We start from the raw sequence: 11,043 nt of genomic DNA, 5'->3' as shown, positions 1-11,043 counted from the left end.
GGCTTCAAGTCCAACAACTACTCCCACTTCACGCCGCTCGACACAGCGCACATCACCGACGCCCCCCCCCCCCCCCCCCCCCCACCCCCCCCCTCCGCCCCCCCCCCCCCCCCCCCCCCCCCCCCCGCGGCCGGGCTGGTGGCCGGCCGCGGTGCTGGTCCAGGCGGCCATGACCCTGCTGCAGGTCGTGGGCGGCCTGTGGCTGGCGGGCCAGATCGCCGGCGTCATGGCGCCCAACCTCGGGGTCCCGGTGCTGCTGATGCTGTGCGGGATCATCGGCGGGCCGCTGGTGGAGTGGGGCTGCCGGATGGCGGCCAGAGGACCGGCCCGGCGCTACGGCCAGGACGCGGAACGACGCCTGCGGGAGGCGGCCGCCGGCTGCGGCCGGGCCCGGGTGCTCGACCCGGTGGCGGCGGAACTGCTGCGCTACCGGGAGGTGCGGGAGCAGTACGCGCGGGTCGCACGGACCGGGTCGGGGGTGCGGGTCGGCTGAAGGGGCCGCTGAAGGGGGTCGGCTGGAAAGTCGCCTGGACGGCCGACTGAAGAGCGCGGTCACCGGGGGTGAAGGCGGCGGCGGGGACGGGCGTCACTCGTGCGGGTGGCGGGGATTTCCACAGGTGGGTGGCGGTCCACAGTGCTCAGCGGGCCCGGCCCGGCGGAGGCAGTCTGGGGTCGCGGCGATCGCACGGCGGGTCCGGCCGGAGGGACGGCGGACGCGGCATGCGATCGGCGGGACGGGCGGGCACGTACGGCGGTCGTACGTGCCGGCGCGGCAGACGCAGCCGTACGGGACGGGCCCGTACATGTGTCCGCCCGGCCGTTGACGGGCCGGGCGGGGGAGGGGAGCGAGGACATGAACGAGACGATCGTCTGTGTGGTGGGCAACGTGGCGACCGCGCCGGTGTACCGGGAGACGCCGGCGGGTCAGTCGGCCCGGTTCCGGCTGGCGGTGACCACGCGGTACTGGGACCGGGAGAAGAGCGTCTGGGCGGACGGGCACACCAACTTCTTCACGGTGTGGGCCAACCGCCAGCTCGCGGTCAACGTGTCGGCGTGCGTGGAGGTGGGCCAGCCGGTCGTCGTACAGGGCCGGCTGAAGGTGCGCACGGAGGTGCGCGACGGACAACAGCAGTGGGCCTCCGCCGACATCGACGCCGTGGCGATCGGCCACGACCTCTCCCGCGGTACGGCCGTCTTCCAGCGCGCGGCCAGGCCGGAGGCGCCTGCGACGGCGAACCGGCCGGAGCCGAACTGGGAGACACCACCCGGGCCCGCCGGCACACCCGACGAGGGTGCGGCCCAACAGACGGCGGTTCCAATGGCGGTGACGTGACGTCAGCACGCTCCAGGTGACCCCTGTCCGATCACCGCCTTCCCGGTTGCCGAACGCCCGGTACGAACGGGTGGATTTGTCGATATGCCCAGCTCATGGACGGTCCCGGCGATAACGATTACGGATCGGATCGCCCATCAGATCATCCGACCGGCCGGAGAGGCTCCGCCTGATCCATAGGATGCCGGGCGTGCCCCTAGGGGCTGCCGATTCTGCTGGTGGGACCGTCCCCCACGTCCAACGGGTCCTGCTCGAAGGGGAATTCTGTGCTTGCTGCGTTCTCTGGGTTCTGCCGTTCCGCCCAGGCGGCCCGCGTGGCCGCCGCCGCGTCCGCGTCCGGTCTGGTGGCGGCCGGCGTGCTGTCCGGGGCCGGTACGGCCGCGGCCGACGGGACACCGCAGACCCAGGGCGGGGCGACGGCCACGATCAACGGTCTGAAGACCTACGGCGAGGCCGTGATCCACGAGGACGGCGGCGACCGGCGCGTGGAGGCCGGTCTGTTCGAGATGTCCGTCGACGGCGGCGGCACCTTGCAGACGTACTGCGTCGACCTGCACAACCCCACCCAGCGCGACGCCCACTACCAGGAGACGCCCTGGAGCGGCACCCCGCTGGGCGCCAACAAGGACGCCGGCCGGGTCCGCTGGATCCTGCAGCACTCCTACCCCCAGGTCAACGACCTCGCCGCGCTCGCCCGCCAGGCGGGCGCCGGCACCCTGACCGAGCAGGACGCGGCGGCCGGCACCCAGGTGGCCATCTGGCGTTACTCCGACGCCGCGAAGGTCGACGCGGTCGACCCGCAGGCCGAGAAGCTCGCCGACTACCTGCAGAAGAGCGCCCGCGACCTCGGTGAACCGCAGGCCTCGCTCACCCTGGACCCGCCCGCGGTCTCCGGTCGGCCGGGCGGCCTGCTCGGACCGGTGACCGTGCACACCAACGCGGGCACGGTCGCGGTGAGCCCGCCGGCGGACGCGGCCACCGGCGGGGTTCGGATCACCGACAAGACCGGCAAGGCGGTCACCTCCGCGAAGGACGGCAGCCGGCTGTACTTCCGCATACCCGAAGGTGCGTCCCCCGGCACGGCCCAGCTGACCGTGCAGGCGTCGACCACCGTGCCCGTGGGCCGTGCCTTCGCCTCCGACAGCCGCAGCCAGACCCAGATCCTGGCCGGATCCAGCGAGTCCACGGTCTCCGCGACCGCGACCGCCACCTGGGCGGCCGAGGGTGCCATACCGGAGCTGTCGGCCCACAAGGACTGCGCCAGGAGCGGCGTGGACATCGTCGCGGCCAACAAGGGCGACAGGCCCTTCACCTTCGAGCTGATGGGCGCCGAGCACACCATCCCCGCGGGCGCCTCCCGGACGGTGACCGTCCCGCTCCAGGAGGACCAGGCCTACGACTTCACGATCACCGGGCCGTACGGCTTCAGCCGGCGCTTCACCGGAGTCCTCGACTGCAGGACGCAGGGCACGATCACGACGCAGACGGCCAAGGTCCACAACGAGCCCAGCCCCGCCACGGTCGGCGGCGGCACCACGGCACCCGACACCGACCTCGCCGCGACGGGCGGCTCCGCGATCACCCCGCTGATCGCCGGCGTGGCCATCGGGTTCGTGGTGATCGGCGGGGCGGTACTGGTGGTGCTGCGCAAGCGGGAGCAGCCGGGCGACTGACGGAACGGGAGCGGCTACCGCTTCGCCGCTCAGGCTTGCGCCGGATTCGGTTTCCGGACGCCGCAGGACTGCCCTCAGGTGCGCAAAGTGGCACGCAGGCGCAAGCCGGCAGTTGCGAGACCTTCGAAGGTGGTGACCTGGAAGCCGGGTTCCGGTCCGGGCGGCTCGCTCACGTGGTGGCAGCGGGCGGTCTGCGCGGTCAGGAGCGTCAGCATCGCCATGGCCAGAGCGGCGCCCTCGCAGCCGTGCGGCCCGGTACCGAAGGAGAGGAAGACCCCGGGTTTCGCCGGCGAGCCCGAATCGTCGAGCCAACGCTCGGGCTCGAACCGGTCCGGCTCGGGGTGTTCCCGTACGTCGCGGTGGGCGGTGTAGGGGCAGACGAGAACGGTGGAACCGGCGTCGATGGTGTAGCCGGCGAGCTGGGTCTGCCGCGTGGCGCGCCGGGTCAGCAGCCAGCTCGGGGGGTGCAGTCGGAGCACCTCGCGTACCAGTGCCTGGGTGTACTGCAGGCTCTCGAGGTGGGTGCTGGTCGTCTGGGCCGGGTCCGCGGGCAGCAAGGCCGCCTCGGCCGCGACGCGGTCCGCTGCCTGGGGGTGCCGGGCCAGATAGAGCAGGATCCATCCGGCTGCCCGGGAAGGTGTCTCGAAGGTGGCGACGGTGATTCCGGGAAGGGTGTCGAGGACGGCCTCTTCCGGCAGCAGGCCGTAGCGGGAGGTGGGCCGGAGCATCTGTCCCAGCAGGTCGTCACCGAGCCGGCCCGATGAACGGCGCCGGCGGACGATGGGCCGCAAAGCGTCCGTGAAGGCGACTTGCTGCCGTGTGCGGAACCGCCGTGCCGGTGTGGGGACCCAGCGCGGCCATACCCAGCGCGAGGGCCGGACGAGCACCTCCCGGGCCAGGAAGAGCTGTGAGGCGAGGGGCAGCAGGGTGGGAGCGTCCTCGGAGAAGAGGTAGTGCACGCCGATCTCGGCAAGGGCGTGCCGGACCGGGGGCAGAATCTCGACGTCCTGGCCCGTGGGCCACTGGTCAGCGAATCGAGCGGCCCTGGGCGCGATCTCACCGATCCGGGCTGCGACCGCCTGCGCCCGCAGTCCGCGCATGCGTGCGGCGTGAGCGTGGGCGCGCTCCTCAAGCGTCGGTGCTCCGCTCGACCGCTTCAGCGGCGGGAAAAGAGGCGAGGGTGCCTTGGGGAAGTCCTGCGCGCGGTGCAGTACTTCTTCGCACGGCCCGGCCGTAGCGGCTACGTAGACACCCGGCTCCAGCTGCCAGACGTCCCCGCACTCGTCGGCGCCACGGCGCGCCAGTGCCAGCCGGTCGCGGCTCCAGGCCGCGAAGCCGCCTTCGGGCAACCGCGGCGGCTCGTTCGTTCGGCCCATGAGATCGTCCCTGGCTCTCGTAACTGTCCAGGCCGATGCCGTCGGCAGCGTGGCGGGGAGCCGGCGGGCGCCCGGGGGCGTCCGCCGGCAGTGCGGTCAGGCCGAGTCGGCGCCGGCGTACCCGTCCCAGTCGTGTTCCCCGTACGCACCGTAGTGGCGGGTGAAGGACAGCTTGCGGAGCAGCTTGGCGATCATGATGCACTCCTCTCGCCTGTCTGAGCGCTCCCCGCTGAGGGTCCACTGAGAAGCTCCCCTCAGCATTCAATGCCAAATATGCCATATTGTGATATAAGCCGCGCGTCTTCGAGGGTATCGCGTCTCTCGGGCGCGGAGTCCTCGCACCTCGATTGACCGCGGTGCGGTGATCGCTCCCGAAACCCCAGGTCACAGCCCCCGGACCAAACGGGTTAACACCCAAGCCTGGCGTTCAGGCAAGATGGGGTGTATCTGCCCACTGCCAGATTTCAAGCTGCCGGACGGTTTCTCTTGGCTGAGTACATCTACACCATGCGCAAGGCGCGCAAGGCGCACGGCGACAAGGTGATCCTTGACGACGTCTCCCTTAACTTCCTGCCTGGCGCGAAGATCGGTGTTGTCGGCCCGAACGGTGCCGGTAAGTCGACGATCCTGAAGATCATGGCGGGGCTGGAGCAGCCGTCGAACGGCGACGCCTTCCTCGCGCCCGGCTACAGCGTCGGCATCCTGCTGCAGGAGCCCCCGCTGAACGAGGCGAAGACCGTCCTGGAGAACGTCCAGGAGGGTGTCGGCGAGATCAAGGGCAAGCTCGACCGGTTCAACGAGATCGCCGAGCTGATGGCCACCGACTACTCCGACGCGCTGCTCGACGAGATGGGCAAGCTGCAGGAGGAGCTCGACCACGCCAACGCCTGGGACCTCGACGCCCAGCTCGAGCAGGCCATGGACGCCCTCGGGTGCCCCCCGGGCGACTGGCCCGTCACCAACCTCTCCGGTGGTGAGAAGCGCCGCGTCGCGCTCTGCAAGCTGCTGCTGGAGGCCCCCGACCTGCTGCTCCTCGACGAGCCCACCAACCACCTCGACGCCGAGTCCGTGAACTGGCTGGAGCAGCACCTGGCCAAGTACCCGGGCACCATCGTCGCCGTCACCCACGACCGGTACTTCCTCGACAACGTCGCCGGCTGGATCTGCGAGGTCGACCGTGGCCGCCTCCACGGCTACGAGGGCAACTACTCCAAGTACCTGGAGACCAAGGCCACCCGTCTGAAGGTCGAGGGCCAGAAGGACGCCAAGCGGCAGAAGCGGCTCAAGGAAGAGCTGGAGTGGGTGCGGTCCAACGCCAAGGGGCGGCAGGCCAAGTCCAAGGCGCGTCTGGCCCGGTACGAGGAGATGGCCGCCGAGGCCGACAAGATGCGGAAGCTGGACTTCGAGGAGATCCAGATTCCGCCGGGGCCGCGGCTCGGCAGCGTCGTCGTCGAGGTCAACAAGCTCAACAAGGCCTTCGGTGAGAAGGTCCTGGTCGACGGCCTCAGCTTCACGCTGCCGCGCAACGGCATCGTGGGCGTCATCGGCCCGAACGGCGCCGGCAAGACCACGCTGTTCAAGATGATCCAGGGTCTGGAGACCCCGGACTCGGGTGACATCAAGGTCGGCGAGACCGTCAAGATCTCCTACGTCGACCAGAGCCGCGAGAACCTCGATCCGAAGAAGACGCTGTGGGAGGTCGTGTCCGACGGGCTCGACTACATCAACGTCGGCCAGGTCGAGATGCCGAGCCGGGCGTACGTGTCGGCGTTCGGCTTCAAGGGCCCGGACCAGCAGAAGCCGACCGGTGTCCTGTCCGGCGGTGAGCGCAACCGCCTCAACCTCGCCCTGACCCTCAAGCAGGGCGGCAACCTGCTCCTCCTCGACGAGCCCACCAACGACCTGGACGTGGAGACCCTCAGCAGCCTGGAGAACGCGCTGCTGGACTTCCCGGGCTGTGCCGTGGTCGTCTCCCACGACCGGTGGTTCCTCGACCGCGTCGCCACGCACATCCTCGCCTACGAGGGTGAGTCGAGGTGGTTCTGGTTCGAGGGCAACTTCGAGTCGTACGAGAAGAACAAGATCGAGCGGCTCGGAGCGGACGCCGCGCGTCCGCACCGCGCCACCTACAAGAAGCTGACCCGGAGCTGATCGGTCTTGCGCCACATCTACCGCTGCCCGCTGCGCTGGTCGGACATGGACGCGTACGGGCATGTCAACAACGCGATCTTCCTGCGCTATCTGGAGGAGGCTCGGATCGACTTCCTGTCCCTGCGGGGCGAGGAGTCCAAGCAGGGGTCCGTGGTGGCGCGCCATGAGATCGACTACAAGCGGCAGCTCGTCCACCGGCCCACGCCCGTGGACGTCGAGCTGTGGGTCACGGAGATCAAGGCCGCGTCCTTCACCGTCTCCTGCGAGGTGAAGGACGCGGAGGCCGTGTACGTGCGCGCCCGCACGGTCATCGTGCCGTTCGACTTCGAGGGGCAGCGGCCGCGCCGGATCACCACCGAGGAGCGGGAGTTCCTCCAGAAGTACCAGGACGACGCCGACGAGGAGGCCGTCGCCGCATGACGGTGCTGCACCTGGCCGACGAGACGGAGGCGGCCGACTTCGCCGCCTTCCTCTCCCGGCTGCTCCACTACGACCGTGGAGCCGCGGTGCGCCTGCAGGCGGCCGGCACGGCGCTCGCCGTCTTCGGCCGCCCGCCGTCCTTCGAGGTGCTGGCCGTACGCGCGGTACGGCTGGCGAAGCCGTACGAGAACGGGCTCGAGGTCACCCTCGACGTGACCGTCTCCGCCGGTGAGCTCCTGGAGTCCGTGGACGAGCGCGCGGCCACGGCCGCCGTACCGGCCGCGGTCACCGGTCCCCCGTGGGCCGGGGTGCTGCCGCCGCGCGGCGGCTGGCAGGCCGAGCCGGGGCTGCCCGCCCCGGACGCGCTGCGGGCGACCGTCGCCGCGGCGGTCGCCGAGTTCCGCTCGCGTACGGAGGAACTGGCGCCGGACGGCCGTACCCGCGCGGAGCTGGACCGGATCGGGCGGGACATCTGGTCCCGGGACATAGCGGGCACCGGGCTTCCGGTGCGGGCCGTGCACGCCGCCCAGTCCCTGGGCTTCCTGCGGCCGGGCGCCGGTCCGGCCGACACCGGGCTGTTCTCCTGCGGGGCGTGGCTCCGGCTGCGCACTGCGTATGGGTCCGTCGCGGTACGGCGGGCCGGGCTGGGGTCCCTCGGCGTCAGCGTGCGCTGAACCGGCCGTGCATCACTCCCCGCGTCGCCTGCCGTCCGGCCATACCCCGATGTGGTCCGGTTCCAGCTCCAGGGCCACGCGGTCGCGCACGCCGAAGGCGCGCAGGTGGTCGGCGGGGAGCTGGAGGCGGCCCGCGCGGTCGAGCATGGCGTACCCGCGGGCGACGACCGTCTCGTGGCCGGTCGCGGCGTCGATCTCGCTGCGCCGCAGCACCTCGGTGTGACCGGAATGCGGCTGCATGCGACCCGAATCCGGCGTGCAGTGACGGCTGTTCGTCAGTCAGGCGTGTTGACCATCGACGCGGCGGCGTACGTCAGGTAGTTCCACAGCGTCGTCTCGTGCTCCTCGGACAGCCCGAGTTCGTCGACGGCCACCCGCATGTGCCGCAGCCAGGCGTCGTGTGCCGCCCGGTCCACCGTGAACGGGGCGTGCCGCATGCGCAGCCGGGGGTGGCCGCGGTTGTCGCTGTACGTCGTGGGGCCGCCCCAGTACTGCATCAGGAACAGGGCGAGGCGCTCCTCGGCCGGGCCCAGGTCCTCCTCCGGGTACATCGGCCTGAGGAACGGGTCCTCGGCGACTCCCTCGTAGAAACGGTGGACGAGCCGGCGGAAGGTCTCCTCCCCGCCGACCTGCTCGTAGAAGGTCTGCTCCTGAAGCGTGCCGCGCCGAATCTCATTCACCTGTACATCGTCTCAGACCGGGTGACCCAGGACTCAAGGCTTAGGACCCCGGGGAGCGGCTCGCCCCTACTGTGGACCCATGGGCGCCTACGACACCGAGACCGACCGCCTGGCCGCCGTCGCGCGGGCCGCGCTGGTGCGGGAGATCGACGCCGACGGGGCCTTCGCCGAGGACCCGGTGTGGCGGGAGACGTTCGCCGCGGTGCCCCGGCACCTCTTCGTGCCGTACTACTACGTCGCCGGTGCGCGCGGCTATGAGCGCCGCTGGGGCGAGAGCCCCGACCCCGACGCCCGCGCCCGCTGGGTACGCGGTGCCTACGCGGACATACCGCTCGCCACCCGGCTGCGCGACGGCGAGCTGCTCTCCTCCAGCAGCCAGCCCTCCCTGATGGCCCGGATGCTGGTCGCGCTGGAGGTCGAGGACGGCAACCGGGTCCTGGAGGTGGGCGCCGGCACCGGCTACAACGCGGCCCTGCTCGCCCACCGGCTCGGCGACGACGACCTCGTCACCACCATCGACCTGGAACCGGAGATCACCGAGGCGGCCCGCCGGCACCTGGCCGCGGCCGGACACCACCCGGCCGTCGTCACCGGCGACGGCGCGCGCGGGGTGCCCGAACGCGCTCCCTTCGACCGGATCATCGCCACCTGCGAGCTGTCCACGATCCCGCGCGCCTGGCTCGCCCAGTGCCGCCCCGGCGCCCGGATCCTGACCCCGCTGGCCACCGGCCTGCTCGCGCTCACGGTGCGGGACGCGGCACACGCCGAGGGCCGTTTCCTGTCCTCGGCCGCCTACTTCGTACCGCTGCGCGGCGCGGGCAGGCCGCAGCCGGAGGTGTCGCTCGCCGGGCTGCCGGGCCGGGCCCGCGAGCAGGAGACGTTCCGTTTCCTGCTCGCCCTGACCCGGGGCACCCTCGATCCGCGGGACGCCTACGCGCTGTGGGAGCGCGAGGGCATGCCGGAGCGCGAGCGGTACGGCGTCACGGTCGGCGGTGAGCACACCTGGGCGTGGCTGGACGAGCCGGAGGGGCCGTATGCCTGGCCCCTGCCCTGACTCCTGCCAGCCGCGGCCCTGACTCCTGCTAGCCGCGGCGGATGGTGATCGTCGTCCAGGCGCCCACGTGCACCCGGTCGCCGTCCTGCAGCGGAACCGGCACGAACGGCTGGATCGGTTCCTCGGACATGTTCACGGTGGTCCCGTTGGTCGAGTTCTGGTCGACGACCGCCCAGCTGCCGTCCGGCTGCTGCACCAGCACCGCGTGCTGGTGCGAGACACCCGGGTCCTCCGGCGGCACCGCCAGGTCGATGTCGGGGGTGTCGCCGGTGGAGTGCCGGCGGCGGCCGATGGTGATCTGGTTGCCGCTGAGCGTGCGCTGCTGCTCGGGCGAGTACGCGGGCAGGTTCAGACCCGCGGCCTCGGGGCCCGAGCGGTGCATCATCGCCATGAAGTACGCGCGGTCCGGGCCGATGGTCGCCGTCCAGGTGGCCGGTCCCGCGGGCTGGTGCGGGAAGCCGGGGCCGCCCGGCGGCGCCTGCGTGGCACCGGGCTGCGGGTAGCCGTATCCGCCGGCCGGGCCGCCACCGGGGCCCTGCGGCTGCCCCGGTCCCGAGGGGCCGGCGGACGACGGCGGGGAGATCACCCAGTCGTCTTCACCGCCGCCGAAGGACGGGCCGCCGGCCGGGGGCCGGCCGGTCTCGTGCGGGAACGCGGGCGGCGCGGGCGGGCCGGACTGCTGGTACGCCCGCGGGGCACCGCCGGGACCGGCACCGGGGCCGGGCGGCGGGGGCACCGGACGCGAGGGGTCGCCGAAGCCGGAGGGGCCGGGCGCGCCGGGGCCGCCCTGGGTCGGCGCCGGGCCACCGGGGCCGGAGGGCTCACGGCCGTACGGGCCGCCCGGACCGGACGGCTCACGACCGAAGGACGGCGGACCGGCGGGACCACCCGGACCCGGGCCCTGCCCCTGCCCGGGGCCCTGTCCCTGACCACCGCCGAAGCCGGAGGGGCCACCGAAACCGCTCGCTCCCCCAGGACCAGCGGGCCCGCCGAAACCACCGGGCCCACCAGGACCACCGGGCCCCTGACCCTGGCCCTGTCCCGGGCCGCCGCCGAAGCCGGAGGGTCCGGAAGGGCCACCGGAACCCGGGCCCTGGCCCTGGCCGCCGAAACCGGACGGACCGCCGGGACCCTGGCCCGGACCGCCGCCGAAGCCGGCGGGGCCGGGCGAGGCCGGCGGTGCCGACGGGCCGCGGTCGCCGCCGCCCGACGGGCCGCGGTCGCCGCCGAACGGCGTCGGGCCCGACGGCTCGCTGCCGAAGGACGGGATCGGCTCGGCGGGCCGGTTCACCTGCGAGGGCCGCGAGCCCTGGTACTCGTACCCGTCACCGCCGCCGTACGTCGCGCTCGGCGGCTGGAACCGCGGCTGCGGCGAGCGCGGCGCGGCCGGGGTGTACGAGGTGGCCGTGTTGGTCAGGAAGTTCCACCGGCACTCCTCGCAGAAGGGCGCGCCGCCCTCACGGGGCGTACGGCACTGCGGGCACAGCTCCGGCTCCGGGGCCGACGCGGCCGGCGGGCGTCCGCCGGCCGGGCCGCCCTGCGGGGGCGGGAAGCCGTAGCCGCCCGCGGGCGGGGGCGGCGGCGGGGGCGGAGGTACGGCACCGGCCATGCGGTGACCGCAGACCTCGCACCAGTCGTCGGAACCCGACTGGTGTCCGTTCGGGCAGGTCGGCATGTCGGCG

General features: G+C 72.6%; 9 protein-coding genes and 2 pseudogenes. 7 read left to right on the top strand and 4 right to left on the bottom strand.

Translation table 11 applies throughout. The annotated features are described in order from the left end of the window. Window positions 1–109: 109 nt before the first annotated feature. The 3 genes and pseudogenes from ACZ7GZ_RS02365 to ACZ7GZ_RS02355 form a co-directional block, all read left to right on the top strand. Window positions 110–493: pseudogene (locus ACZ7GZ_RS02365) on the top strand (ATP-binding protein); the annotation flags it as partial. Window positions 494–853: 360 nt separating this feature from the next. Then, window positions 854–1,333, top strand: a complete 480-nt coding sequence (locus tag ACZ7GZ_RS02360; protein WP_471020142.1) for a single-stranded DNA-binding protein — start codon at window positions 854–856, stop codon at window positions 1,331–1,333. A 266-nt stretch (window positions 1,334–1,599) separates the two neighbouring features. After that, the gene (locus ACZ7GZ_RS02355) at window positions 1,600–3,006 is read left to right on the top strand and encodes a Cys-Gln thioester bond-forming surface protein (RefSeq protein ID WP_471020139.1); all 1,407 of its coding nucleotides are present in this window, start codon (window positions 1,600–1,602) and stop codon (window positions 3,004–3,006) included. Between the two features lie 74 nt (window positions 3,007–3,080). On the opposite strand, the gene ACZ7GZ_RS02350 is transcribed toward ACZ7GZ_RS02355, so the two are convergent. Next, the gene (locus tag ACZ7GZ_RS02350) at window positions 3,081–4,382 is read right to left on the bottom strand and encodes a cytochrome P450 (RefSeq protein ID WP_471020137.1); all 1,302 of its coding nucleotides are present in this window, start codon (window positions 4,380–4,382) and stop codon (window positions 3,081–3,083) included. A 486-nt stretch (window positions 4,383–4,868) separates the two neighbouring features. Between ACZ7GZ_RS02350 and ettA the strand changes: the two genes are divergently transcribed. The 3 genes from ettA to ACZ7GZ_RS02335 are packed head-to-tail and all read left to right on the top strand — an operon-like array spanning window position 4,869 to window position 7,627. After that, window positions 4,869–6,533: an energy-dependent translational throttle protein EttA gene (ettA, locus tag ACZ7GZ_RS02345; RefSeq protein ID WP_471020134.1), complete on the top strand. Its 1,665-nt coding sequence runs from the start codon at window positions 4,869–4,871 to the stop codon at window positions 6,531–6,533. A 6-nt stretch (window positions 6,534–6,539) separates the two neighbouring features. After that, on the top strand, window positions 6,540–6,953 hold the full coding sequence (locus ACZ7GZ_RS02340) for an acyl-CoA thioesterase (RefSeq protein ID WP_471020131.1): 414 nt from the start codon (window positions 6,540–6,542) through the stop codon (window positions 6,951–6,953). Then, window positions 6,950–7,627, top strand: coding sequence for a DUF8185 domain-containing protein (locus ACZ7GZ_RS02335; RefSeq protein WP_471020128.1), 678 nt, complete (start codon window positions 6,950–6,952; stop codon window positions 7,625–7,627). Before ACZ7GZ_RS02340 ends, ACZ7GZ_RS02335 begins: the two co-directional genes overlap by 4 nt. A 12-nt stretch (window positions 7,628–7,639) precedes the next feature. Here the strand turns inward: ACZ7GZ_RS02335 and ACZ7GZ_RS02330 are convergent. Together ACZ7GZ_RS02330 and ACZ7GZ_RS02325 are read right to left on the bottom strand one after the other, a co-directional pair. Further along, a pseudogene (locus ACZ7GZ_RS02330) lies at window positions 7,640–7,846 on the bottom strand (ABC transporter ATP-binding protein); the annotation flags it as partial. A gap of 56 nt (window positions 7,847–7,902) precedes the next feature. Continuing rightward, window positions 7,903–8,307, bottom strand: a complete 405-nt coding sequence (locus ACZ7GZ_RS02325; RefSeq protein WP_450794811.1) for a globin — start codon at window positions 8,305–8,307, stop codon at window positions 7,903–7,905. Between the two features lie 79 nt (window positions 8,308–8,386). On the opposite strand from ACZ7GZ_RS02325, the gene ACZ7GZ_RS02320 reads away from it, so the two are divergent. Then, a complete protein-coding gene (locus ACZ7GZ_RS02320; RefSeq protein ID WP_471020125.1) occupies window positions 8,387–9,361 on the top strand; it encodes a methyltransferase domain-containing protein in 975 nt (324 codons plus the stop codon). Window positions 9,362–9,389: 28 nt separating this feature from the next. On the opposite strand, the gene ACZ7GZ_RS02315 is transcribed toward ACZ7GZ_RS02320, so the two are convergent. Beyond that, window positions 9,390–11,036 (bottom strand): FHA domain-containing protein, encoded by a 1,647-nt coding sequence (locus ACZ7GZ_RS02315; protein ID WP_471020123.1) that lies wholly within the window; start codon window positions 11,034–11,036, stop codon window positions 9,390–9,392. Window positions 11,037–11,043: the final 7 nt, after the last annotated feature.

This window comes from Streptomyces sp. NPDC037288 (genome assembly GCF_055603265.1).
The sequence above is the reverse complement of the archived record's forward strand: the minus strand, read 5'-3'. Positions and strand labels throughout refer to the sequence as shown.

Excerpts from the sequence above, each read along its gene's own strand:
- ACZ7GZ_RS02335 (WP_471020128.1), top strand. The coding sequence starts at position 6,950 with ATGACGGTGCTGCACCTGGCCGACGAGACGGAGGCGGCCGACTTCGCC.
- ACZ7GZ_RS02320 (WP_471020125.1), top strand. The coding sequence starts at position 8,387 with ATGGGCGCCTACGACACCGAGACCGACCGCCTGGCCGCCGTCGCGCGG.
- ACZ7GZ_RS02315 (WP_471020123.1), bottom strand. The coding sequence starts at position 11,036 with ATGCCGACCTGCCCGAACGGACACCAGTCGGGTTCCGACGACTGGTGC.
- ACZ7GZ_RS02360 (WP_471020142.1), top strand. The coding sequence starts at position 854 with ATGAACGAGACGATCGTCTGTGTGGTGGGCAACGTGGCGACCGCGCCG.
- ACZ7GZ_RS02350 (WP_471020137.1), bottom strand. The coding sequence starts at position 4,382 with ATGGGCCGAACGAACGAGCCGCCGCGGTTGCCCGAAGGCGGCTTCGCG.